The organism is SAR86 cluster bacterium (assembly GCA_023703535.1).
Taxonomy (GTDB): domain Bacteria; phylum Pseudomonadota; class Gammaproteobacteria; order Magnimaribacterales; family TMED112; genus TMED112.
Window position 1 is genome coordinate 303199 of record CP097967.1, and the last position, 24191, is coordinate 327389.

The following is a 24191-nucleotide window of genomic DNA, read 5'->3' on the forward strand; positions in this document are numbered from 1 at the left end:
TTAATTTTTTACCTACTTTTAATTTTGCTAATTTATTCTGTAAATTTGGCACTTCAAATAAATCAAACAAAGTTCAAAGTACATTTTTTATCACCTTATAACTGTACTTCTTGTGAAAAAGTTCTAAAAAATGCATTTTTCCAAAGTAGTGAATTTGAAATATTTTTAAAAAATATTTCTTGGATTAAAAAAGCTGAAAAAACATACACTTTTACAGGACAAGAATTTTTTGTTGAAGCAAAAAAGCCACTTTTTAAAATCTCCTCACACATTTATTACGATGAAAATTTCGAACCTTTTTTTTCTTTGCATGAACATAATAAGATTATTCTCAACATTCAAAACAAAGATTTACCATTAAGGGCAAAACAACAGGCAATTTTAATTTCAAACTCAGAATTAAAGGACAAAATTAAGAGTGTAATTTTTCACCAAACTGAAGGCTGGATATTAGATTTTAATGATTACAAAGTATTATTAGGGAAAAAAGAACTCCAAGCTAGATTAAAAAAAATAACTAAACTAACAAATAAATTAAATAAAAAAGATTTGAAGAATAAGTTTCTAGATTTAAGATACCCAAAGGGTTTTGTTATTAAAAATTTATGATTTCAATTCTTGATTTAGGTACATCAAAAATAAGTGCAGCTTTAGCATCTAATGAAAATAATAAATTAAAGGTTTTAGAATTTTGCACAGTCAAATCAGAGGGTTTTCAAAGCGGAACTATTGTAGATCTCAATCTTGCATCAAAATCTATTGGAAACTGTATTTCAGAGCTTGAATCAAAGTCTCAACAAAAAATTAAGAATCTTTATGTCTCATTTTCCGATGAAAAGATTATAGGTAACGAAACAACTGGACATTCAACTGGAAATGAACGTGAAATTGTTATCAAGGATATGAAACAAGCTATGAAATCCTCTACAGAATATTTAGTGCCAGAAAATATTGACCTTTTGTATCCTGTTTTTAAAGATTTTGTAATTGATGGTAAAGATGGAATTGCAGATCCCAGAGGAATGAGGGGTGTTAGATTGCAGGCAAAAACACATTTAATTTATTGCTCAAAGAATATGAAAAACAACATAAAACAATGTGTTGAGGAAAGAAATAATTTGAAAATTCAAAAATATTTCTTTAGTCAACTTGGCGCTGCTGATTGCACTTTATCAAATGATCAAAAAAATTTAGGAGTATGTTTAATTGATATTGGTGCGGGAACAACGGATATTTCTGTGTATAAATCTGGGAAGATAATATTTTCAAAAGTTTTTGATAGAGGTGGGGAATATTTAACAGATAGAATAGCCTTTCATCTTGAGATACCTACACATAAAGCAGAAGAGATGAAGCTCAAACATGGTACAGCGTTAGAAAATCAAGCTAATAATGAAATTCTTAAAGTTGGAAATCTTAATGATGGCATCCAAAAAGAAATCTCTCGAAGAGATCTTGCAAAGGTAATTGAGACACACCTATCACTTTTATTTCGTGAATGTTTAAGAATTGTGCAAGATGGTGGATTCGATGAAAAGATTCCTGCAGGCTTTGTTTTTACAGGGGGTACTTCAAACCTTGAAGGAATACAGGATTTAGGTAGAGAAATAATGCAAAAAAATGTAAAAATTGGCATACCTGAATACAATATTCCTGAAATATCTGAAAGTTTGCTTAAACCACAATATTCTTCTTTTGTGGGGATGTTAAATTTTTGTGTAAAAGAAGAGAACAAACACTTTAAATTTAATAGTAGCGAGGGTATGATAGACCAAATTCGTGGCTGGTTAGGTCTAGAAATGTGATGCAAAATTACGAGTTAATGTTACTTCTCAATCCCAATGCAGTGGATGAAGTAGATATTTTTTTAGCATCACTTGAAAAGCTCATTAAAGAAAACAAAGGAAGTCTTGTAAATACTAAGCTTTTAGGGAAAAGACAGTTGGCCTATCCAATAAATAATATGAATTATGCGAATTACGTGCATTTAGATGTTGAATTAAATACCGATACACTTCAACTTCTTGAAGAGAAATTTAAATTCGATCAAAACGTCTTTAGGCATTTAACAGTAAAGGTTGAACAATAGTGAGTGAAGAAAAGAAAAAAGTTATTGATTACAAAGATCCCGATACTTTAAAAACATTTATTTCTGAGAACGGCAAAATAATGTCTTCCAGATATACAAGACTTACAGCAAAAGAACAAAGAAAACTCAATAAAGCAATAAAAAGAGCCAGATTGCTTGGATTATTGCCATTTACAGACAAGCATAAGATTGAGGAAAAGAAATGAAAGTTGTCTTAGTTGCTAAGATTAAAAATCTTGGAGAGATTGGCGATGTTGTAGATGTTAAATCTGGCTTTGCAAGAAATTTTTTACTCCCTTATCATAAAGCTCTTCCTGCTACAGATGAATACATAGAGCAATTTGAAAAAGATAAAGAAAAATATCTTAAACAAGCCAATGATGAATATTCATTAGCAGAAGCAAATGCTTTAAAGTTAGAAAAAGTAAAACTTGAAATTACTGCCAATGCACAAGAAAGTGGTGCTCTTTTTGGCTCCGTGGGTGTATCGGAGATTTTAAGCGCACTACATGAAAAAGGTTTAGATTTTTTGAACAAATCAAATATCATTTTATCCACAGGACCAATAAAAGAAGTCGGTGAATTTGAAGTAAACGTTGAACTTCATCCAGAAATAGTTAAATCTATATCTATTGAAGTAAAATCAACGTAATGCCAAGTAATAATATTGAAATTGAACAAGCAGTATTAGGCTCTTTATTGCTGAATGTAAACGCTTATCCTGAAGTTGACGCAAAATTAACTGCTGAAGACTTTGTCTCAGAGGTTCACTCAGATATTTATAAATGTATAAAACACCTCGCAGAAAGCGGTAAAGGAACAGATTACATAAGTGTTTCAAGAGAATTGGATAGAAATAATTTATTAGAAAGGATTGGTGGAGTAGATTATTTAAAAGAGCTGCAAGACACACCTGTTACTGCAAGAAATGCAGAAAGTTATGCAGAATCTGTAAAGTCACAATCTCTTGATAGGAAATTTAAAATAGTTCTCCAGCAGTTGCTCAAAATTTCTGAAAATCCAGAAGGTAAATCAAGTAATGAAATTTTGGAGGAGGCTGAGACAAAAATTTTTGATTTGGCACAGAACAGGATAAATAACGAAACCATGAGACCAATTGATGAGTTGGTTGGCGTTTCAATGGACAAAATAGAAGACTTAATGTCAAAAGATGGAGATTTGGTAGGTCATTCGTATGGGTACAAAGATATTGATGCACTTACTCTGGGATTGAAGGAGGAAGAATTAATTATTATCGCAGGAAGACCAAGCATGGGGAAAACTTCACTTGGAATGAATATAGCTGAACATGTTGCTATGAATGAAGAGGGGTACGTATTGGTTTTTAGTTTGGAAATGTCAGCAGAATCTCTTACTGCAAGAATGTTGGGTTCTAGAGCTGGAGTTTCAATGAAAAATGTATATTCAGGAACAATATCTGATCAGCAACTTGAAAAGCTCACTAGAATGGGAGATGAACTTTCAAAAAGTAATTTACTTATAGATGATGCAGGAAATATTACCCCTCCAGAAATTAGGGCAAAATGCAGAAAAGTTGCTAGAGCTGCTCGAGAAAAAGGCGGAGTAAAGCTTGTCTTAATAGATTATATACAATTGATGCAAATGCCAGGTCGTAATGATAATAGGGTTAACGAGTTATCAGATATCTCCAGATCTCTAAAACATTTGGCGAAAGAATTAAAGTGCCCAGTTATTGTTCTTTCACAGTTAAACAGAAATGTTGATGCCAGAGAAAACAAACGTCCAAGAATGTCTGACTTGAGAGATTCAGGAGCAATTGAGCAAGATGCAGATTTAATTTACATGTTGTACAGGCAGTGGGTTTATCAGAAAGAAGAAGAATATAAAAATGTTGCAGAAATAAATTTAGTCAAACATAGAAACGGACCCATTGAGAATGTTCTTTTATCTTTTGAGGAAAGCAATACTAGATTTGCAGAACTTCACCCATCGGCAAAAAAAGATTACAGAGACTGGTTAAAAGCTGAATCTGATTAAAATCTAAAATGCGTGATACAGAACTGCAAATTAATTTGAGTAATCTCAGTCATAATTTAAATATTCTTAAGGAAAATACGACTTCTGAAATACAGGGAGTTTTGAAAGCTTTTTCTTATGGTCTAGAAATTAACGAGGTGGTAGAGGTAATCGACGAACATGTTTCTTGCTACTCCGTAATGTCTATAGATGAAGCAATTTTAGTAAGAAATAAAAGCTCCAAGCCAATTCTTTTGCTGCAGGGTATTTACGACTTAGATGAATATAAAGAGGTTTTAAAATATGATTTAGATTTTGTAATTCACTCAGATTGGCAGCTAAAAAATCTTGAAGAAGGACTTAAAAATAACAGACTTTGGCTAAAGCTTAATACTGGTTTAAATAGATTAGGTTTTGATGCAGAAAAATTTGAGAGCACAATAAAAGTTCTAGAGGAAAAAGGTTTTAGGAACCTTGTATTAATGTCACATTTTGCATGTGCTGATGAAAAAGGACACCCACTAAATGACAAACAACTTCAGCTCTTTGAAAAGGTAACAAAAAAATTCAGTTACAAAAAAAGTCTTGCAAATTCTGGTGCTGTCTTTAATTATCCAGAATCTCATTATGATATTGTGAGACCAGGTATTTCAGTTTATGGTGGTGGTTTTTATGAACATGGAATAAAACCTGTTACAAATTTCAGATCAAAGATAATTTCAATTAGAAATGTAAAAAAAGGAGACTCTGTTGGGTATGAGGCAAGTTGGACAGCAGATAAAGACTCGTTAGTGGCAGTTATATCACTTGGGTACGCTGATGGATACCCATTGATCTATAAAGATGTCCCAGTTTTTGTGAATGATAAACAGTTCCATACAATCGGGAGAACAAGCATGGATATGGTTTGTGTTAATTTAGGGGATGATTCTTCAATAAAAGTTGGTGATTGGGTAGAAATGTGGAACTTCAAAACCCCCCTGAACACGCTAGCTAAGAGCATAAATACAATTTCATACCAATTATTAACAAATATCTCAAGAAGAGTTCCAAAAAATTATTTAGAATAGTCTCTTAATTTATTAAATTATTTTGCTTAAAGATACGCGATTTATTTTTGTTACTGGTGGAGTTGTTTCTTCTCTAGGGAAAGGAATCGCTTCAGCATCTATAGGTTCATTGCTCGAATCAAAAGGATATACAGTAACTGTTATAAAGCTTGACCCTTATTTTAATGTTGATCCTGGAACTATGAGCCCCTTTCAGCATGGCGAAGTGTTTGTAACTGAAGATGGGACAGAAACTGATCTTGATCTTGGACATTATGAAAGATTCATCAATCATAAATGTACAAAAGAAAATAATTTTACTGCGGGAAAAATTTACTATTCTGTTTTAAGAAAAGAAAGAAAAGGTGAATATTTAGGTAAAACTGTTCAAGTCATACCACACATCACCGATGAAATAAAAAGAAAAATTATCAAGGGTTCTAAAGGATATGATATTGCTATTGTTGAAATAGGAGGGACAGTTGGCGACATAGAGAGTCAGCCATTTATTGAAGCTATCAGACAGCTTGGTCTTGAATTAAAAAATTATCAGACATCATTTATACACTTAACTCTTGTTCCATTTTTAAAAAATGCTGGAGAATTAAAAACTAAACCTACACAACATTCGGTTAAAGAATATAGATCGCTTGGCGTTCAGCCTGATATTCTTGTTTGTAGATCAGACATAAAATTACCGCAAGAAAGTAAAGAAAAAATAGCTTTATTTTGCTCAATGCCATCAAATGCTGTTATATCTTTACCTGATTTAGAGACAATTTACGAAGTGCCATTAGCTCTTGATGAGGAAGGGATAGATAAAATTATTACTGATAAACTGCAGCTTGAGAAAAATAAACCAAATTTGTCAGCATGGAAAAAAGTAGTTAAAAGAAAAATCAAACCCTCTAAATCGGTTAATGTTTCATTTGTTGGGAAGTATGTAGATCTTAAAGATGCTTATTTTTCTTTAACTGAAGCTCTTGATCATGCTGGAATTAATAATGATACAAAGGTAAATATTAATTTTGTCAATTCTGATGAGCTTAATAATAAAAATTACTCCTCCAAATTAAAAAAATCAGATGCCATTTTGGTACCTGGTGGATTTGGGGGAAGAGGAATCGAGGGAATGATTCTTGCAGCAAAATATGCAAGAGAAAAAAAAGTTCCATACTTTGGAATATGCCTTGGGCTTCAAATAGCAATCATTGAAATTGCCAGAAATCTCTGCAGATTGAAAGATGCAAATAGTACTGAGTTTAAACCTAGGACAAAGCATAAAGTTATTTCATTAATAACTGAGTGGAAAAATGAAGATGGCTCAATTGAAAAAAGAGATAAAAACTCTGATAAAGGAGGCACTATGCGTTTGGGAGCTCAAAAGGCAAAATTGAAAAAAAATTCACTTGCTCATAAGCTTTATAAGAAAACAAATATATTTGAAAGACATCGTCACAGATATGAGGTAAACCCTGAATATGTTTCTGAACTTGAGAAAAAAGGTTTACTTATATCTGCAAGATCAGAAATTCACAACTTAGTTGAAATTATTGGTATCAAAAATCACCCTTGGTATCTTGGTTGTCAATTCCATCCAGAATTTACTTCAAAACCTAAAACAGGACATCCATTATTTAATGATTTCATTAAAACAGCGGTAAAATTGAAGAGATGATTAAACTAAATAACTTTAAAATTGGAAATTCTGAGAGACTAACTATTTTTGGAGGCGTAAATGTAATTGAATCAAAAGAACTAATTTTTGAAGTTGCGGAAGCATTCATAAAAAATTCTTCAAAATTAAAGTTTAATTTTGTGTTCAAAGCCTCTTTTGATAAAGCTAACAGATCTTCACTAGATTCCTATAGAGGTCCTGGTTTAGAAGATGGATTAAAAATCCTCTCTGAACTAAAGCAAAAATATAATCTGCCAATTTTGACTGATATTCATGAACCGCATCAAGCAAAACCTGTTTCTGAAGTGTGTGACATTATTCAGATTCCTGCTTTTTTATGCAGACAAACTGATTTGGTAGTTGAAGCAGCTAAAACTGGAAAAATTATAAATTTAAAAAAACCACAGTTTATGTCAGCAAAAGAAATTTTTCATGTTGTAAAAAAATGTGAATCAGTGGGTAATAAAAATATTATTTTATGTGAAAGAGGAAATATTTTTGGATATAACAATCTAGTAGTAGATATTTTAAATTTTCAAATTATGAAAGAATCAACCAAACCTGTTTTTTTTGATGTTACTCATTCTTTGCAGCAGCCTGGAACACTTGAAAAAAGTACAGGGGGAAGGGGAGAATATGTGTTAGAACTTGCAAAAGCTGGCATCTCTCAAGGAATCGCAGGCTTATTTCTAGAAACACATCCAGATCCTTCTAAAGCATTATGTGATGGTCCATGTGCGCTTAAACTTTCAGAGTTAGAGAGTTTTTTAATGGAAATTTTCGAGCTAGATTCTCTGATTAAAAGAAATAGATAATGCATATCAAATCAATTGACGCAATTGAAATACTTGACTCTAGAGGCGTCCCTTCAATTCATACATCTGTCGTTTTAAATTCAGGACATAAAGGAGAAGCCATGGTTCCTAGTGGGGCTTCAACAGGAAAAAAGGAGGCGTTTGAACTTAGAGATAATGATGAGAGATTTGATGGAAAGGGTACTAAAAAAGCGATCGAAAATATAAAGAGCTTAATACAGCCTGCTTTATTAGGTAAGCCAATTGAGGAACAAAAAGAATTGGACCAAATAATGATTAATCTTGATGGCACAAGACAAAAGAAAAAAATAGGTGCAAACTCGATACTTTCAGTCTCTCTCGCCTGCACAAGGGCCGCTGCAAATGCAATGAACCTCCCTCTTTATGACTATATACGTATTCTTTTTAATTCTAAATCAGGTAAAGGATCAACCCTTTCAATGCCCAAGCCAATGTTAAATATTTTTAATGGCGGAGCCCATTCTAATAATAGGATAGATATACAAGAATTTATGATTATGCCTTCTGATAATGTTAGTTTTTCTGAGGGTTTAAAAAACTGTGTTCAAGTTTATACGTCATTAAAAAGACTTCTTTCATCAAAAGGTTGGAGCACAAATATTGGAGATGAGGGTGGATTTGCTCCTAATCTTGACTCAAATGAAGAAGTTATAGAGTACTTAATAAAAGCAATTCAAAGTGCAAATTTTTCATATGGCAAAGATATTTTTATTTCTTTAGATTGTGCTGCTTCAGAATTTTTTGATGGAAAAAATTATATTTTAAATGCTACAGATGAAACTTTTTCATCGGATGGTTTGGTAGATTACTATGTCAAACTTATCAAAAAATTTGATATTAAATCTATCGAAGATCCTTTGCATGAGGATGATTGGGATGGATGGATAAAATTAACAAGGGAATTAAATGGAGTACAAATAGTCGGAGACGATATATTTGTAACTCAGAGAGAGCTATTAAAAAAGGGAATAGACTCACATGCCGGGAATGCAATCCTTATAAAGCCCAATCAAGTAGGAACACTGACTGAAAGTTTGGAAAGTATTCAGCTTGCAAAAGAAAACAAATTCAACACTATCATTTCACATAGGTCTGGAGAAACAGAAGATCCTTTTATAGCTGACCTAGCTGTTGGGGTGGACGCAAAGCAAATAAAGACGGGTGCACCATCAAGATCAGATAGAAACTCAAAATACAATAGACTACTAATTATTGAAAATGAGCTCTACCCAAAAAAATAAAATTAATAGCCTTATAACAGTCATTGGAATAATTTTTTTATCAATTGTTATTGCTTTAATTACATACGACATATTATTCGGAACTTACAGTATTAATTCAAACAAAAAAATTTCTAATGTTGTTGTTTCAAAAGAAAAGGAGCTAACTAAAATTAATATTGAAAATACTGAACTTATAGAAAAAATTGACTCAATCAAAAATGATGATAGTTATGTGGAAAATATGGCTCGTGAAGAATTTGGATTAATTAAAGAGGGTGAGGAGTATTTTGAAATCGAACCAGAATAATAAAAAAATTTCATTGATCCTTGCAGCTGCTGGTCTAGGAACAAGATTTAGTTCTGAAATTCCAAAACAATACTTCAAGATTGATAATCAAACTATTCTTGAAAAGACACTTAATATTTTTACAAATATTTCTGCAATTAAAAAAATTGTTATTCCACTACATCAAAATGACAAGGAATTTAAAAAATTAGATTTACCAGATGGTCTTAATATAGTTACTGTCACAGGTGGTGAAACAAGAGCAGAATCTGTTTTACAAGCTCTTAAATTAGTCGATAAAGAAGATTATGTAATAGTGCATGATGCTGTTAGGCCTTTTATAGATCAAAAAGATATACACCTTTTAATAGATGAATTTGAAAATCAAAATGAGGATTGTTTAGTTTATGGATTGCCTGTATATGAATCTTTAAAAAATATAAATCGAGAAACTTTATTTGTTGAGAAAAGTGTAGATAGGAATGATTTTTACCTTGCCCAAACTCCACAAATTACAAAAGCAAAATCTTTAGAATCATCACTTGAGATTTGTCTAAAAGAAAATTACATTCCAAGTGACGAATCAGAAGCTATTGAACATTCAGGAGGAACTGTAAGATTTATTCCAGGAAAGCGTAAAAATATAAAGGTTACAGTTTCTGAAGATGTAATGAACTTTTATAAGCCAGAGGAAAAAGTTGGTTTGGGTTTTGATAGCCATAGGTTTAAAGAGGGCGAGTATTTAATTCTGGGTGGAGTAAAAGTTCCTTTCAACAAAAGCTTTGATGCTCACTCTGATGGAGATATCATTTTTCATTCAATAGTTGATGCCATGCTTGGCTCAGTTGGTGACGGAGATATTGGAGAACATTTTCCAAATACTCCAGAATGGAAAGATGCAGAAGGCAGTAAGCTTTTTGAAATAACAAATAATTTACTTACAAAAAAAGGTTTTAAACTAATTCAAGTTGATATAGTTGTGATACTTGAGGAGCCAAAACTCAGTCAATATAAGGCTAAAATTATTAAAAATTTAAGTCAAATTCTTAAACTCAATGAAGAAAATATTGGTTTAAAAGCAAAAACTTCAGAAAAAATGGGTTTTATAGGTAATAATGATGGTGCAGCAGCACAAACAATTATAAAAATTTCAAGGTGAATATTCTTTTAACAAACGATGACGGAGTCGATTCAAAAATTACATTAAGTTTATTGAAGGCTCTTGAGGAAGATGGTCATAATGTAACATTAATTGCACCGTCAAAAGATAAGAGCGGCCAGGGCGCTGCTATAACACTTAGGTCGGATGTAAAAATTGAAAAACTCTCCAACAATATATACTCCGTAGATGGAACGCCAGCCGATTGCGTCTTCATGGGTTTAATGGCTATTTTAGAGCAAATTCCAGATATTGTGATTTCCGGCATTAACAGAGGAGCAAATATGGGAGATGATGTTATTCATTCAGGTACACTTGGCGCAGCTTTCACAGCAAGAAAATTACATTTCCCACCTTTAGCTATTTCTATAGCAGGAAAATCCTTTGAGGAATTTGAATCAGCAATACTTGCTACAAAAATGATGCTTGATCAAATAATTGAGAATTACAAAGATAAAACAAATGATGGCGTCGTTATTAATATGAATGTCCCAAATTTAAAATTTAATCAAATCAAAGGCTTTAAGCTCACTAAACTCGGAAATAGAGGGGTGCCTCTTGCACCTGAATTTAAAGGGGATGAAAATTCAATAAGTTATAAAATTGGAAAATCAGGACCTCCTTCTGGAAATCTTGAAGGCACAGATTTCGAAGCAATTAAAACGAACTTCATTTCAGTAACTCCTTTATTTTGGGATATGACCAGCCTTTCAAAATTTAGAGGAAAACTTCCAGGTGTATAAATTTTTTTACAGATTTGTATCCGGTTTCTTTATGGGGTTAGCCGAAATCACTCCCGGCATTTCTGGGGCAACTGTAGCTGGTTTGTTCAATGTTTATAATGAATTTGTAAGAATAATATCTTTTTTTAGCCCTTCACAATTCGAATTTTCTTTTAAAAAGATAAAAGAAAATATCAATCTAGGATTTTCAGCTCCACTTCTTTTGGGCATGATTATGGCAATTTTTTTAGCTGTAAATTTAATAAATTATTTAATAACAAATTTTTTGTTCGAATTTAAAATCTTTCTTTCTCTAGTAATGGTTTTAGCTGTATTAAAAAACTGCTTATTAGATCAAAGATTCACAATTTCAGCAAAATTCCCATTACATTTTTTCTCTGGAATTTTTATTGCAGCTTGTATTAGCCTAACTTTAATAGAGTTTTCTTATTCAGATTTTGCTCCTCCATTAAAGGTTTTATTTTTAGTTTTTGCCGGATTTTTAAGTTTTACCGCATTTATTTTGCCAGGAATTTCTGGTTCATTAGTTTTAGTCCTTTTAGGTGTTTATCAAGAAGTAATAATTTCATTAAAAAATTTTGATTTTTTACTTCTTTCTCCACTAATACTTGGATTATCAATATCATTTTTTATTGTCCCAAATGAAATAATCAAAAGTTTTAAAAAAAATGAGAATTCAGTAAAGGTGTTTTTTTCTGGTTTAATCTTTGGCTCAATTCCATCTGTGTGGCTGCATTTAAATTAATCTTTTTTTAAGAGATCCATTTTATTTTTTACAGAACTGAATTTGGCAGCCTCGGGCAAAGCCTCCTTTTTTTGCGTTATATTTGGCCAAACAGCAGACAAATCATCATTTATTTCAACAAAATGAATTTGATCTGGTGGTAGTTCATCCTCTGCATAAATAGCTTTTTCAGGACATTCTGGTTCACAAAGACCACAATCTATGCATTCATTTGGATTAATTACTAAGAAATTAGGACCTTCATAAAAACAGTCTACAGGACAAACTTCAACGCAATCAGTGTGTTTACACTGTATACATGATTCAGTAACTATAAATGCCATTTGAGTATTTTACTTGATATATACTCTTTTAAAAAAATAAAGAAAAAAATGTTTTTTTTCTTGATTATTTAAAAAAAAGTAAGTACTGTATATATATACACTACTAAGGGAAAAATATGGCAGATAATAAAAAAACATCGTTAGAAACAGCACTTAAGCAAATCGAAAAAGATTTTGGTGAAGGAACTATCATGAAGCTCGGAACAAGGGATACTGTCGAGGTCCCTTCCATTTCTACAGGTTCTTTTGGTTTAGACAAAGCATTAGGAATTGATGGTTTGCCTAAAGGTAGAGTAGTTGAAATATACGGTCCAGAATCCTCTGGAAAGACAACTCTTACACTTCAGATAATAGCAGAATGCCAAAAAGCCGGTGGAACTGCAGCATTTATTGATGCGGAGCATGCGTTAGATCCAGAATATGCCAAAGCCCTAGGTGTTGATATTGACGAACTACTTATTTCTCAACCTGATACAGGTGAACAAGCCTTGGAAGTTACCGATAAGTTAGTTGAAAGTGGAGGGCTTGATGTAATAGTAGTTGATAGTGTTGCAGCATTAGTACCTAGAGCTGAATTAGAGGGAAATATGGGTGATTCACACGTTGGGCTTCAAGCAAGATTGATGTCACAAGCACTAAGAAAGATTACTGGTAGCATCCAGAGAAAAAATACACTCGTTATATTTATCAATCAAATAAGGATGAAAATCGGAGTAATGTTTGGTAGTCCAGAAACAACTACTGGGGGAAATGCATTGAAATTCTACTCCAGTGTGAGGTTAGATATTAGAAGAATCGGTGCAATAAAAGATGGAGATGAAGTTATCGGAAATGAAACGCGAGTAAAAGTCGTTAAAAATAAAATGGCACCTCCATTTAAAGTAGCAGAATTTCAAATTCTTTATGGGAAGGGCATAAATAGAAAAGCTGAAATTATTGAGTATGCAGTTCAAAAAGGAATAGTTGAAAAGGCTGGATCATGGTACAGCTATAAAGGCGATAAGATTGGTCAGGGAATGTCAAAAGTAACAGAATTTCTTGATGAAAATCCTAATATCCTCACTGATATAGAAAAAGTAATATCTGAATAGACATTAGATTTTACTATCTGCTATGTAATCTTCTATCACTGACTCAAGAACAGTTAGTGGTAGGGATCCATTCATAAGAACTGCTGAGTGAAAGTCCTTAATATCAAAGTCATCTCCTAGCTCTTTTCTTGCTTTATCCCTTAGTTCCATGATTTTAATTCGACCAATCATATAGGCGCAGGCTTGTCCTGGCCAAACTATATACCTTTCAACCTCTGAGATTGCTTCACTCTCTTCAGATCCTACATTTTTAATCATGTAATCAATTGCTTTTTCTCTTGTCCATTTTTTGCTGTGCATTCCTGTATCAATAACTAATCGTACAGCTCTAAATAGTTCAGATTGTAATGATCCAATTAAATCATATGGATCTTCAACTAATCCAATTTCTATAGCTAATCTCTCGGCATATAGGGCCCATCCCTCACCATAAGCTGATGTTCCATATCCAAATTTTTTCCACAAAGTTTGAGTACTGTTTTCTATATTTAAGGCATTTTGAAAATGATGTCCTGGTACAGCTTCATGAAATGATAGTGCTGGCATTCCAAACTTTTTTGTTGCCTTAATATCATATAGATTTGCATAAAATACCCCAGGCCTAGAACCATCCAAAGCAGGACTTTGATAATAGCCACCAGCAGCACTTTGTTCAGAGTAAATTGGAACTCTTTTTACAATTACTTCAGATTTAGGTAATTCATTAAAATAATCAGGCATTTTTTTCATAGCTTCATTTTGAATTTTTGTATAGTCAGCGAGTATTTGCTCTCTCCCTTCATCTGAGTCTTCATAGTAAAATCTCTCTTCACTATTTAATACTTCATATAGCTCTGGGAGAGGTCTAGAAATATCGTAACCCTCAGATTCAAGAATGCTTCTAATTTCATTTTGAATTTCACTTACCATCTTAAGGCCTATGTTGTGTATTTCATCTGCAGAGTAATCAGTAGTTGTATAGATTCTTAGCCTGTGTTTGTAATAATCATTACCATTAGGCAAGCTCCAAACACCTACCATTTCTCTTGCATTTTTGCTTTGGCTTTCTAGTGTGTTGAAAAGTCTTCTATAAGCAGGTACGAAAACTTCTTTAATTAAATTTTTAGCGTCATCAAGATAATTTTCTTTCTTATTTTTTGATAAATTTATTTCATCGATTTTTTTTTCGAGTGTCTTATACAAGGGGTGATCCTCAATTCTTCCAGTAGAAAGAGTATCAATTTGACCCATAGCTTTTTTGTAGACAAATTCTGGAGAAAATATCCCATTCTCTGCTCTTTTATCCAAAAAACCTATAATCTCACCAATAACTCTTGGAACTTCATTTAAGCGATCAAAATAAAATTTAATATCTCTTTCATTATTCACCTTATGTTGATCTGTCAGAAACTCTACTAGACTTAAATGTGCTCCAAAAAATTGAGTTACAGGGCTAGAATGAAATCTGAAAGACTCAAAACCTCTAATATCATTATCAAGACTAAATCTTTTTATTTGTAAATTGTAATTACCATCAGGCATATCATTTTGATTGAATCTGTTTAGATAATTCAATTGTTTTAAACTCTCTTCATAGTCACTCTCGGACTTTTCTAAACTGTAGTCGCCCAGTTTTGATTTGTGTCCTGTTAAGAAATTTAAAGAATCAAGCCCTAAGTATGTTAATGCAAGAGGAGAATCAATAGCTCCATCGATAATAGTTTGATCAAGAAACTTATCAACCTTATTTGTTGATGGAACGCCAAAACTTTTAGCGCCATAGCTTAAAACTTGCTTTGCTAAAAAAGATGGATTTAAAGCAAAAATAAGTAAAAGCGTAATAAGCAGTGAACCTAATAGAAACCCGCCTATGGTAGTAAAAAATCTAATCATATTTTTCTCCTAAATATTTTTTAATGTCGTCTAATTTCATATCTATTTTTTCATTTTGTGCTCTGATACCAAACTCTAGTTTTGTATTTTTAAAGTTATTAGGACCAATAATAATTGAATAAGGTATACCTAAAAGTTCATGTTCCTTAAACTTTATTCCAGCCCTTATATCTCTATCATCCAATAATGGATCAAAGCCAGATTTTTGTAAGATACTATAAATTTCAGAACAAACTTTCATGATTTCATCACTTTCGGGATCTAAACAAATAATATTTACTCCAAAAGGAGTAATCTTATCTGGCCATTGAATTCCTCTATCATCATGATTTTGTTCTATTGCGGCAGCAACAATTCTTGAAACACCGATTCCATAACAGCCCATAAAAGGATGTATAGAGTTTCCATTCATATCTTTAACCCCAACATTCATTGCTTGACTGTATTTTTGACCTAATTGAAAGATATGACCAACTTCAATTCCCCTCTTAATTTTAAGTTTACCTTTGCCATCAGGAGATTTTTTTCCCTCAAGATCACTGGGATCTTTATCGTAATTTAAAACCTCTACATTTGCCGCAAAATCACTACTATCGCTTACAGCAATCAAATCTTCACCTGAATCAGCAAGAATATGAAATTCTTCACTTACATCTCCACCGATATTTCCAGAATCTGCCTTAACAATTCTATAATCTAAGCCAATTTCATCAAATATACTTATGTAAGCATCCTTCATTTTCCCATAACTTTTAACTAGACCTTTCTCATCAATATCGAAGCTATATGCATCTTTCATTAAAAATTCTCTTGATCTCATGACACCAAATCTTGGCCTAATTTCATCTCTAAACTTAGTTTGTATTTGATAAAGGTTTACAGGCAAATCCTTATAACTCTTTGGATGAGATCTAAAAATTTCACATATTATTTCTTCATGAGTTGGGCCCAATACAAATCCTCTATTTGACCTATCGTCAAATTTAAGAAGTTCTTTGCCGTACTCACCATATCTTCCTGATTCTTTCCATAATTCTGCAGGTTGTACCATAGGCATTAGAATTTCCTCAGCATCGAAGTTATTTAAATTCTTTCTGACTATTTCCTCTACTTTTTTAAGAACTTTAAGACCTATGGGTAGCCAGCTATAAATTCCAGCTGCAGTTTTTTTAATCATTCCAGAACGCACCATCAACTTATGACTAATAAGCTCTGCATCTGAGGGGTCTTCCTTTACTGTTGGGACGAATAATTTTGAGAAATACACTATAATCTCCAATGTTAATTATATTGTAATTTCTTTTTTATTATGCCGATTTATGACTATTACTGTGATGTATGTAATTCAAATTTTGAAGCACTTCAGAAAATAAACGAAAAACCACTAAAAAGTTGTTTAAAATGTAAGAAATCTGGAGGGGTTGTAAAGTTAATATCTGCTCCAGGTTTTAGATTAAAGGGTGATGGGTGGTATGAAACTGATTTTAAAAAAAATAATAAAAAAAATATCCACTCACCAGAAATAGAAAAGAAAAAAATAAAGCAAAAAAAAGATGAGAAGTAATTATTGCGGAGAGCTCTCTAAAAAGCACATTAATAAAATTGTTACCGTTTGTGGCTGGGTCCATAGGAGAAGAGACCATGGAGGCGTTATTTTTTTAGATGTCAGAGACAAGACTGGAATAGTACAGGTCGTTGTAAATCCGGAGAATAAAAAACCTTTTTCACTTGCAGAGAAAATTAGAAGTGAATTTGTTTTAAAAATTTCTGGAAAAGTAAATGAGCGTCCCGAAGACGCTGAAAATGAAGATCTTACAACAGGAGTCATTGAAATTATCGCCGATGAAATTATTGTTTTAAATGAAGCAGAGACACCAGCATTTCCGTTAGATCAGTCTGCTGAAGTTAGTGAAGAGGTGCGTTTAAAAAATAGAACTCTTGACCTAAGAAGACCAGAAATGCAAAAAAATCTTGAGACAAAATCTAAAATTTCTCAAATTGTCCGAAAAGAACTTGAAAAAAAAGACTTCATTGATATTGAAACACCAATTCTTACAAAAGCTACCCCTGAAGGAGCAAGAGATTATTTAGTGCCTAGCAGAACAAATAGAGGCAGTTTTTTTGCACTTCCGCAATCTCCACAGCTATTCAAGCAAATGTTAATGATTTCAGGTTTTGAAAAGTACTATCAAATTGCCAGATGCTTTAGAGATGAGGACTTACGAGCAGACAGACAACCAGAATTTTCTCAGCTTGATATCGAGTCGTCATTTGTGGAGGAAAAAGACATTATGAATCTTACAAATGACTTAATGAGAAAAGTTTTCAAAGAAATTGCTAAAGAAGATCTGAAGAATATTGAAGTTATTACATGGGAAAAGTCTATGGAAGAATTTGGCAGTGACAAGCCAGATTTAAGAAATCCTTTGAGACTGATAGAGGTAAAGAAGCTTTTTGAAAAAGAAGAATTTAAAGTCTTCTCAGAACCTGCAAACGATAATGAATCAAGAATTGCAGCATTAGTTATAAATGATGGAGATAAAATCGGAAGAGGACAAATTGACAGATATACAGATTTTGTTAAAGAATTTGGAGCTAGAGGATTAGCTTACATAAGAGTTGAGAATGTGAGCTATGAAGGAGTTAGCTCACCAATACTCAAATATTTATCTGAAGAATGTATAGAAAATTTGATAAAAGAATTAAATCTTAATAAGAATGACCTTGTTTTTTTTGGAGCTGGTAAAGCCAAGATTGTAAACGATTACATGAGTAGACTAATAAATAAAATTGGAAAAGATTTGAATTTATTAAAAGATGGCTATGAGGCATGTTGGGTTACTGAATTTCCAATGTTTGAAAAAGATAATGATGGTAAAGTATCTGCATTGCATCATCCTTTTACTAGTCCTGCTCAGTCTGATTTAGAGGAACTACAAAAAATTGATATAAATTCTATTAAATCAAGAGCATATGACTTTGTTGTAAATGGAATAGAATTAGGGGGAGGTTCAATAAGGATTCATAACAAAGAAATTCAAGAGCAAATATTTAAACTTCTCAACTTAAGTCAAAAAGAAGCTAATGAAAAATTTGGATTTTTTTTAAAAGTACTTGGCACAGGCTGTCCTCCTCATGGAGGTATTGCATTTGGTTTAGATAGAATTGCCATGATTCTTACAGGCGCAGAGACTATAAGAGATGTTATTGCGTTTCCTAAAACTCAATCTGCAATGTGCTTACTTACAGAAGCACCAGGAGAGGTTCCTGATGAAAGTCTAGAAGAGTTGAACATAAAGAAAATTGAAGAATAATGGCAGGACATTCTAAGTGGGCAAATATCAAACACAGAAAGGCAAGACAGGATGCCAAAAGAGGAGCTGTTTTTACAAAAGTAATTAGAGAGTTAACTGTTGCAGCAAAGGAGGGTGGTGGAGTTGTAGAAGACAACCCAAGACTAAGACTAGCTTATGAAAAAGCTTTATCAGCAAACATGGGCAAAGATACAATTAATAGAGCAATTCAAAGAGGCGCAGGAGGACAAGAAGGACAAAATTTAGAAGAGGTTATATATGAGGGATACGGACCAGAGGGAATTGCTGTATTTATCAAAACTTTAACTGATAACAAAAATAGAACTGTTTCTGAAATTAGACATGCTTTCACAAAATCTGGTGGAAATTTGGGCACATCTGGAAGTGTAGCCTACATGTTTAAATCTATGGGTAAAATTTTTGTTAATCACAGTTCAGCAGATGAAAAATTTTATGAACTAGCAATTGAGAGCGGCGCTGAAGATATTTTAGATTTAGGTGATGAAAAAACAGAACTTCACTGTGATCCGAAAAATTTGTCAGAATTAAAAGGTGCCATTGAAAATAAATCATTTGATATTGAATCTACAGAAATTTTGATGGAGTCTGAAAATCAAATTAAGCTAGACTTAGAAAATTCTGAAAAGATTTTAAAACTTACTGACTCCTTAGAGGACCTTGATGATGTTCAGGAAGTTTTCACAAACGCTGAATTGGATAGCGAGGTATTTGAAAAATGACCATAAACCAAAGAAAAAAAGGTCATGATTTTGAAAGGAAAATTTCAAAAAAACTGCAGGAGGATCTTGGTTTAAAAAGGCCTGTGAGAAGAATTCTTACTCAATACCAAGAAAAAAATCATCCAGATTTAAAACTCGGTAGATGGAATATTGAATGTAAAGCTTACAAGAAAGGATTTGAACCTCCTTTCGCATGGTGGAAGCAAGTGCTAGGAGTTACACCTAGAGATGAATTTCCGGTTTTAGTGTATAAGTTTGACAACAAACCAATTAGAGTAAGGCTTCAGACTTGTTTGCTTAATAAAAAGCTTAGCAATTCAAAAATGCTCATTGATTTGAATTGGGAAAGCTTTATATATCTTCTAGAAACAATGTATAGAGAAGATTACGAACCATATTTGTAATTTAATTTATATAAAATAAATTTGGACTTTAAGACATTGTTGTACTGGTATAAAATACCACTCTTCTGGGTCGTTAGCTCAGCTGGTAGAGCACCGGGCTTTTAACCCGTTGGTCATAGGTTCGAATCCTATACGACCCACCAGCTTTTAAAAAATAAACAAAATTATATTAGGATATATTCTAAGTAATTTACTTCTTTAATTTATGAAAATAAGCTTTTGGCAAAGAATTCTCCTTGGTTTTGGAGGAGGAATTAATGCGATAAAGACCGATTTTTTTTCATTTTTTCTTGGCTTTTTTTATTTAACATTTTTAGGTCTAAATCCACTTTTAACCGGTTCAGCAGTACTATTAGCTCTTTTATTTGATGCCTTTTCAGATCCAGCTATTGGAACCTTTTCTGATAGAACAAAAACTAATTTGGGAAGGAGATACCCTTATATGTTTTTATCGCTTCTTCCAATTTGCATTTGTTATATAATGCTTTTTATTCCAGATCCCTCTTGGAGTGAAAATCAGTACTTTCTATTTTTTTGGCTGCTTTTTTTTCTAATTCTAACAAGGTTTTTTGTAAGCATATTTGATGTTCCTCATAGAGCTTTATTTTCTGAATTAGGAGGCAATTATGTGAATAATTCAAGAGTCATGTCAATGCGAGAAGGTTACCAGTGGATAATAGGTGCCGGACACTCTCTTGTGGTTTATAGCTTCTTAGGTTACTTCATAAGTGACCCATATAAATGGCTTTATATAGGTATTTTTGGTAGTTCATCTATGTTAATTTTTGGTGTAATTTCTCTTCTTGGGTCAAAAAAAGTAATTCCAGAATTATATGAGTGGAAACCTAAACAAAGAAAAGCTGACTTTAAAATTTTAAAAAAAGAACTCTCATTTGTGTTGAAAAGCAAAACATTATTACTTTTTATTTTTGGCTCTCTTTTAATTCAAGGAACTTGGGGATTGGCAAACAGTTTAAGTTTTTTAACTTACACAAAATTTTGGCAATTTGACCCATTAGATTTACGTGTGCTTATATATTTTTATATTCTTGCTGCAATTGTGAGTTGGGTTGTAACCCCCATTATTACAAGATATTTAGATAAAGAAAAAATTGTAATAGCTAGTTTGATTTTTTTATCTTTAACACATTCACTACCTTTCATTACGCATTACTTAGGTTTATTTGACGGAATGGAACAAAGTAAAATTCTTAACTTTATGTCAGTTATGATCCTCTTTTCTTCAATATTCTCACTTATTTCGCTTATGACAAGAGAATCGATGGTCCCAGATATTATTGATGAAATTGAATTCCAATCAGAAAAAAGACAAGAAGGTGCCGTTTCCTCTTTAACATCATTCTGTTCAAAATGTATGTCTGGTTTAGGTCAGTTTATATCAATGTTCTTTTTGTGGATCATTAATTACCCTCCAGGTGGAAGTGAACCCTCTGCTGAACAGCTTGTCTCTTTATTTACATTACATGGTCCAGTAGTGTCATTGCTATTTCTATTTCCAATGTTAATTTTTTTAAATTATAAATTGAGCAGAAAAAAACATAATAAAATTAAAAATAATCTAGAACTAACAAATAGATAGTTATAAATTTAAATAGTATCAGTTTATAATTTCACTCCTATGGATATATTAGAAGCAATTAAAAAAAGACATTCAGTTAGAGGCTATTTAAGCAAAGACGTCTCTGAAGACGTTGTAAAAGACATCCTAGAAACTTCAAAATTTTCACCATCCGGAGTCAACTCCCAACCATGGAAAGTTTATGTAGTAATGGGCGAGGCTAGAAATAAATTAGTTAAAGAAGCATGTGAAAAATTTGACAAAGGCGAGATAGAAACCGAGGAATACCAAGTGTATCCTTCCAAAGAAAGCATGCCTGATTGGTACAAAGCAAGGCAAAGAGCATGTGGTTTTGGATTATATGGAGCGTTAGGTATAGAGCGAGATCAAATGGATAAACGAATGGCCTGGGCAAAGAAAAATTATGAATTTTTTGATGCACCAGTTGGTATTTTTGTTACAGTTCACAAATCTGTTGGCCCAAATGGCTGGGGTCATGTTGGGCACTTCATTCAAAGTATATGTCTTGCAGCTGTTGGCAAGGGACTTGGCACTTGTTTGCAAGAGGCATGGGCAGGATTTCCAAAATTATTAAAAAAACATCTTGAATATGGAGATGATGAAATTTTATGGTGTGGAATTTCTCTAGGCTACGAGGATCAAGAGCATCCAGCCAATTCTTTTAGAACAGAAAGAGAGCAATTTGATAGCTTTGCTAAATTATTAAAGTAGTTTCATATGAAAGAGTTTTCCATAAAGGGCGAGCATGGAAATCTAAGAGGAGCTAAATGGTTGCAAGCAACTAATCCCCATTCAACGGTTCAAATTATTCATGGACTCGCGGAGCATCATAAAAGATATGATCTTACTGCTAAAGCGCTAAATGATGAGGGCTTCCAAGTTTATTGCAATGATCATCTTGGACATGGATTACATGTAAAAGATGGCAAATTAAGGGGATATTTAGATAAATCTGATGGCTTTGAAAAAGTTGTTGATCAAATAATTGAATTAAATTCTTATATTAGAAAAGAACATCCTGCCAAAAAACATTTCCTATTAGCCCATAGCCTGGGTACAGTGATATGTTTGTCAGTACTAAGAAAAAATATTCATTTTGATGGAATAATTTTAAGTGCAGCTTTTAGCAGGAATAATATTGAGATGTTTTTAAATAATTTAGTTTTATGGCCTGAATATAAACTTTCAGATCCTAAAAAAATCAATAGTACTATGGAGGAGTTTACAACTAAAAAACACAATTCCTTTTTTAAACCAAACAGGACTACGCACGACTATATTTCAAGTGACAATGAGAATGTTGATGAATATATTGAAGACGTTCTTTGTGGTTTTCCGATGACTAACCAATTTTGGATGGACTTAAAAAATGGTTGCACCAATTTATGGAAAAAAGATACATATAAAAAATTCAACAAAAAAATACCCTTTTTCTTTATTACAGGATCATTTGATACTGTAAATAACATGGGTAAACAAGCATTTGATATGCATCAAAAATTTCTTGAATTGGGTTTTAGTACAAAGTTTAAAGCCTATGAGAAGTCTAGGCATGAGCCACTATCTGATGTTGAAAAAGAGACAGTTTGGAAGGATGTCTCCGATTTTTTTAAAGCTAACCTCTAGGAATTTTTCCTAAATATTTTTGCAAAAAAACTATTCTTTCTGTGATAATTTCTTTAATTTTAAAGTTGTTGACAGCCAATCTTCTTGCTTGATAAAGATCTGCAAGAGCCTCCTCATATCTGCCAGAGTAGAAAAGATATTCACTATTTGTTAAGTGGAAACTGAGCATATTATTACTTTTTTGTTGAACTTCCCCTAGAAGTTTTAAGAGGTTTATATCGACAGGTCTATAAAATTTTATATCTTCTAATATTTGCTCAGCTGCAATGTAATCTCCTTCCAGAATATAAGTTTTGGCAAGATTAAAGCTAATTGGGTAATTTCCTAAAGAAATATCTAATAATTCTTCAGTATAACTTTTGCTTCTATTTATATTTCCGGATTCTGTTAGGGTTTCTGCAATTGTTGTTTTGATGATTAAATTATCAGGATATTTTTTTGAGAGTTCATCAAGGATTGAAATTGATTTGGTAAAGTTTAATTTCTTTTTTTCAATTAATGCAGTGAAGTATTTGCCTTCATCATTATCTTCAATATCCTTTTCAAATGCCTTAATGGATAAGTTATCCATCATAAGAAATTTCACTCTTGCTTTGACTAAGCGGTAATTAAAACTATTAACAGTTCCATCTCCATCTGAATTTCTTGCTCTTTCTCTAGAGTCTGTAATTCTACGAGTAGTTATTGGATGTGTTAATAAAAACTCAGGTATGTTATCTCCAGAAAGCCGTCTAATTTCTTGCATATTTTTAAACATCTCTGACATTTCTGAAGTTTTATATCCTGATTTTTCTAAAGTAATAAAACCTTCTCTGTCTGCTTCAGATTCATAAAGTCTTGAAAACCTTAACCTTTGATTAACAAGTAAGCCTTGACCGCCGATAAGTGCTGCTGGATTCCTTGAAGCTACAGCAACAACAATAGAAGCAAGTATTGTTGCCATGTTTGCATTACTTCTATCACTGTTTTCTAAAATTTGTCTAGCAAAATGTCTCTGACTAAGGTGAGCTAATTCGTGCGCGACAACAGAGGCAAATTGTGCTTCATTATCAGCATGTTTAAATAAACCTGCATTAATGCCAATTACCCCTCCGGGAGCTGCGAATGCATTTAGCCTATTATCCTCAATAACTAATATCTCAAACGTCTTTTTATTAACCTTGCTTGACTCACCAATTTTGTAAACAAATAATTCTGTCCATTCTTGAATTATTGGATCATAGAGTATGTCTGTCTCTCTTTTTAAGTCTCTTAAAAATTGTCGCCCTAGGATTTCCTCTTCAGTTTCCGATACGGCCCCACTAAGTCTATCTCCTATAAGTGGAAGCTCTATACTGTTTTCTTGAGTAACAATGTTAGAGGACAAAAATAAATAAAATAAATAAAATATTTTTTTCATCGGATACTTAACTATA

At 32.4% G+C, this 24191-nt stretch carries 26 protein-coding genes and 1 tRNA gene; 23 read left to right on the top strand and 4 right to left on the bottom strand.

Annotated elements, in window-relative coordinates; all coding sequences use genetic code 11:
- Positions 1-45 precede the first annotated feature (45 nt).
- Genes M9B42_01690 through M9B42_01755 form a run of 14 tightly spaced genes read left to right on the top strand, consistent with a single transcriptional unit; the run spans position 46 to position 11806 of the window.
- The gene (locus M9B42_01690; GenBank protein ID URQ64555.1) at positions 46-609 is read left to right on the top strand and encodes a hypothetical protein; all 564 of its coding nucleotides are present in this window, start codon (positions 46-48) and stop codon (positions 607-609) included.
- Positions 606-1805, top strand: coding sequence for a cell division protein FtsA (gene ftsA, locus M9B42_01695; GenBank protein URQ64556.1), 1200 nt, complete (start codon positions 606-608; stop codon positions 1803-1805). The genes M9B42_01690 and ftsA overlap by 4 nt, the downstream gene beginning before the upstream one ends.
- Positions 1805-2089, top strand: coding sequence for a 30S ribosomal protein S6 (gene rpsF, locus M9B42_01700; protein URQ64557.1), 285 nt, complete (start codon positions 1805-1807; stop codon positions 2087-2089). Before ftsA ends, rpsF begins: the two co-directional genes overlap by 1 nt.
- Positions 2086-2295 carry a 30S ribosomal protein S18 gene (gene rpsR, locus M9B42_01705; GenBank protein ID URQ64787.1) on the top strand — a complete coding sequence of 70 codons (210 nt, stop codon included), beginning with the start codon at positions 2086-2088 and terminating at the stop codon, positions 2293-2295. Before rpsF ends, rpsR begins: the two co-directional genes overlap by 4 nt.
- Positions 2292-2741, top strand: coding sequence for a 50S ribosomal protein L9 (gene rplI / locus M9B42_01710; protein URQ64558.1), 450 nt, complete (start codon positions 2292-2294; stop codon positions 2739-2741). The genes rpsR and rplI overlap by 4 nt, the downstream gene beginning before the upstream one ends.
- Positions 2741-4108 carry a replicative DNA helicase gene (gene dnaB / locus M9B42_01715; GenBank protein ID URQ64559.1) on the top strand — a complete coding sequence of 456 codons (1368 nt, stop codon included), beginning with the start codon at positions 2741-2743 and terminating at the stop codon, positions 4106-4108. Before rplI ends, dnaB begins: the two co-directional genes overlap by 1 nt.
- An 8-nt stretch (positions 4109-4116) precedes the next feature.
- A complete protein-coding gene (gene alr, locus M9B42_01720; protein URQ64560.1) occupies positions 4117-5157 on the top strand; it encodes an alanine racemase in 1041 nt (346 codons plus the stop codon).
- A 22-nt stretch (positions 5158-5179) separates the two neighbouring features.
- A complete protein-coding gene (locus M9B42_01725; GenBank protein ID URQ64561.1) occupies positions 5180-6814 on the top strand; it encodes a CTP synthase in 1635 nt (544 codons plus the stop codon).
- Positions 6811-7629 (top strand): 3-deoxy-8-phosphooctulonate synthase, encoded by an 819-nt coding sequence (kdsA, locus tag M9B42_01730; GenBank protein ID URQ64562.1) that lies wholly within the window; start codon positions 6811-6813, stop codon positions 7627-7629. Before M9B42_01725 ends, kdsA begins: the two co-directional genes overlap by 4 nt.
- Positions 7629-8891, top strand: coding sequence for a phosphopyruvate hydratase (gene eno / locus M9B42_01735; GenBank protein ID URQ64563.1), 1263 nt, complete (start codon positions 7629-7631; stop codon positions 8889-8891). The genes kdsA and eno overlap by 1 nt, the downstream gene beginning before the upstream one ends.
- Positions 8869-9180: a septum formation initiator family protein gene (locus M9B42_01740; protein ID URQ64564.1), complete on the top strand. Its 312-nt coding sequence runs from the start codon at positions 8869-8871 to the stop codon at positions 9178-9180. Before eno ends, M9B42_01740 begins: the two co-directional genes overlap by 23 nt.
- Complete coding sequence (ispD, locus tag M9B42_01745) at positions 9161-10318, top strand: 2-C-methyl-D-erythritol 4-phosphate cytidylyltransferase (protein ID URQ64565.1); 1158 nt, start codon at positions 9161-9163, stop codon at positions 10316-10318. Before M9B42_01740 ends, ispD begins: the two co-directional genes overlap by 20 nt.
- A complete protein-coding gene (gene surE / locus M9B42_01750; protein URQ64566.1) occupies positions 10315-11061 on the top strand; it encodes a 5'/3'-nucleotidase SurE in 747 nt (248 codons plus the stop codon). Before ispD ends, surE begins: the two co-directional genes overlap by 4 nt.
- Before the next feature lie 31 nt (positions 11062-11092).
- Positions 11093-11806, top strand: coding sequence for a DUF368 domain-containing protein (locus tag M9B42_01755; GenBank protein ID URQ64567.1), 714 nt, complete (start codon positions 11093-11095; stop codon positions 11804-11806).
- Here M9B42_01755 and M9B42_01760 read toward each other — a convergent pair.
- Entirely contained in the window at positions 11803-12129 is a 327-nt protein-coding gene (locus M9B42_01760; protein ID URQ64568.1) for a ferredoxin family protein, read from the bottom strand. The genes M9B42_01755 and M9B42_01760 overlap by 4 nt on opposite strands.
- A gap of 116 nt (positions 12130-12245) precedes the next feature.
- On the opposite strand from M9B42_01760, the gene recA reads away from it, so the two are divergent.
- Positions 12246-13220: a recombinase RecA gene (recA, locus tag M9B42_01765; protein URQ64569.1), complete on the top strand. Its 975-nt coding sequence runs from the start codon at positions 12246-12248 to the stop codon at positions 13218-13220.
- Between the two features lie 3 nt (positions 13221-13223).
- Here the strand turns inward: recA and M9B42_01770 are convergent, their stop codons facing one another.
- Positions 13224-15092: a DUF885 domain-containing protein gene (locus M9B42_01770; GenBank protein URQ64570.1), complete on the bottom strand. Its 1869-nt coding sequence runs from the start codon at positions 15090-15092 to the stop codon at positions 13224-13226.
- Positions 15085-16359, bottom strand: coding sequence for a proline--tRNA ligase (gene proS / locus M9B42_01775; GenBank protein URQ64571.1), 1275 nt, complete (start codon positions 16357-16359; stop codon positions 15085-15087). The genes M9B42_01770 and proS overlap by 8 nt, the downstream gene beginning before the upstream one ends.
- A gap of 42 nt (positions 16360-16401) precedes the next feature.
- Between proS and M9B42_01780 the strand changes: the two genes are divergently transcribed.
- The 8 genes from M9B42_01780 to M9B42_01815 all read left to right on the top strand — a co-directional run bounded on the left by M9B42_01780 (position 16402) and on the right by M9B42_01815 (position 22776).
- A complete protein-coding gene (locus tag M9B42_01780; GenBank protein ID URQ64572.1) occupies positions 16402-16656 on the top strand; it encodes a zinc ribbon domain-containing protein in 255 nt (84 codons plus the stop codon).
- The gene (aspS, locus tag M9B42_01785) at positions 16646-18406 is read left to right on the top strand and encodes an aspartate--tRNA ligase (protein ID URQ64573.1); all 1761 of its coding nucleotides are present in this window, start codon (positions 16646-16648) and stop codon (positions 18404-18406) included. Before M9B42_01780 ends, aspS begins: the two co-directional genes overlap by 11 nt.
- Complete coding sequence (locus M9B42_01790) at positions 18406-19146, top strand: YebC/PmpR family DNA-binding transcriptional regulator (protein URQ64574.1); 741 nt, start codon at positions 18406-18408, stop codon at positions 19144-19146. The genes aspS and M9B42_01790 overlap by 1 nt, the downstream gene beginning before the upstream one ends.
- The gene (locus M9B42_01795) at positions 19143-19550 is read left to right on the top strand and encodes a hypothetical protein (GenBank protein URQ64575.1); all 408 of its coding nucleotides are present in this window, start codon (positions 19143-19145) and stop codon (positions 19548-19550) included. Before M9B42_01790 ends, M9B42_01795 begins: the two co-directional genes overlap by 4 nt.
- A 67-nt stretch (positions 19551-19617) precedes the next feature.
- Positions 19618-19693 (top strand) — tRNA-Lys (locus tag M9B42_01800).
- Positions 19694-19755: 62 nt separating this feature from the next.
- Positions 19756-21150, top strand: coding sequence for an MFS transporter (locus tag M9B42_01805; GenBank protein URQ64576.1), 1395 nt, complete (start codon positions 19756-19758; stop codon positions 21148-21150).
- Positions 21151-21189: 39 nt separating this feature from the next.
- The gene (locus M9B42_01810; GenBank protein ID URQ64577.1) at positions 21190-21861 is read left to right on the top strand and encodes a nitroreductase; all 672 of its coding nucleotides are present in this window, start codon (positions 21190-21192) and stop codon (positions 21859-21861) included.
- 6 nt (positions 21862-21867) lie between these two features.
- On the top strand, positions 21868-22776 hold the full coding sequence (locus M9B42_01815; GenBank protein ID URQ64578.1) for a lysophospholipase: 909 nt from the start codon (positions 21868-21870) through the stop codon (positions 22774-22776).
- Here M9B42_01815 and M9B42_01820 read toward each other — a convergent pair.
- Positions 22766-24175, bottom strand: a complete 1410-nt coding sequence (locus tag M9B42_01820; protein URQ64579.1) for a M48 family metalloprotease — start codon at positions 24173-24175, stop codon at positions 22766-22768. The two genes, M9B42_01815 and M9B42_01820, sit on opposite strands and share 11 nt — an antisense overlap.
- Between the last annotated feature and the right edge of the window lie 16 nt (positions 24176-24191).

Excerpts from the sequence above, each read along its gene's own strand:
- aspS (URQ64573.1), top strand. The coding sequence starts at position 16,646 with ATGAGAAGTAATTATTGCGGAGAGCTCTCTAAAAAGCACATTAATAAA.
- M9B42_01755 (URQ64567.1), top strand. The coding sequence starts at position 11,093 with ATGGGGTTAGCCGAAATCACTCCCGGCATTTCTGGGGCAACTGTAGCT.
- alr (URQ64560.1), top strand. The coding sequence starts at position 4,117 with ATGCGTGATACAGAACTGCAAATTAATTTGAGTAATCTCAGTCATAAT.
- ftsA (URQ64556.1), top strand. The coding sequence starts at position 606 with ATGATTTCAATTCTTGATTTAGGTACATCAAAAATAAGTGCAGCTTTA.
- M9B42_01790 (URQ64574.1), top strand. The coding sequence starts at position 18,406 with ATGGCAGGACATTCTAAGTGGGCAAATATCAAACACAGAAAGGCAAGA.
- M9B42_01820 (URQ64579.1), bottom strand. The coding sequence starts at position 24,175 with ATGAAAAAAATATTTTATTTATTTTATTTATTTTTGTCCTCTAACATT.
- kdsA (URQ64562.1), top strand. The coding sequence starts at position 6,811 with ATGATTAAACTAAATAACTTTAAAATTGGAAATTCTGAGAGACTAACT.
- M9B42_01810 (URQ64577.1), top strand. The coding sequence starts at position 21,190 with ATGGATATATTAGAAGCAATTAAAAAAAGACATTCAGTTAGAGGCTAT.
- M9B42_01780 (URQ64572.1), top strand. The coding sequence starts at position 16,402 with ATGCCGATTTATGACTATTACTGTGATGTATGTAATTCAAATTTTGAA.
- rpsF (URQ64557.1), top strand. The coding sequence starts at position 1,805 with ATGCAAAATTACGAGTTAATGTTACTTCTCAATCCCAATGCAGTGGAT.
- M9B42_01815 (URQ64578.1), top strand. The coding sequence starts at position 21,868 with ATGAAAGAGTTTTCCATAAAGGGCGAGCATGGAAATCTAAGAGGAGCT.
- rplI (URQ64558.1), top strand. The coding sequence starts at position 2,292 with ATGAAAGTTGTCTTAGTTGCTAAGATTAAAAATCTTGGAGAGATTGGC.
- eno (URQ64563.1), top strand. The coding sequence starts at position 7,629 with ATGCATATCAAATCAATTGACGCAATTGAAATACTTGACTCTAGAGGC.
- recA (URQ64569.1), top strand. The coding sequence starts at position 12,246 with ATGGCAGATAATAAAAAAACATCGTTAGAAACAGCACTTAAGCAAATC.
- M9B42_01740 (URQ64564.1), top strand. The coding sequence starts at position 8,869 with ATGAGCTCTACCCAAAAAAATAAAATTAATAGCCTTATAACAGTCATT.
- M9B42_01805 (URQ64576.1), top strand. The coding sequence starts at position 19,756 with ATGAAAATAAGCTTTTGGCAAAGAATTCTCCTTGGTTTTGGAGGAGGA.
- M9B42_01770 (URQ64570.1), bottom strand. The coding sequence starts at position 15,092 with ATGATTAGATTTTTTACTACCATAGGCGGGTTTCTATTAGGTTCACTG.
- M9B42_01760 (URQ64568.1), bottom strand. The coding sequence starts at position 12,129 with ATGGCATTTATAGTTACTGAATCATGTATACAGTGTAAACACACTGAT.
- M9B42_01795 (URQ64575.1), top strand. The coding sequence starts at position 19,143 with ATGACCATAAACCAAAGAAAAAAAGGTCATGATTTTGAAAGGAAAATT.
- dnaB (URQ64559.1), top strand. The coding sequence starts at position 2,741 with ATGCCAAGTAATAATATTGAAATTGAACAAGCAGTATTAGGCTCTTTA.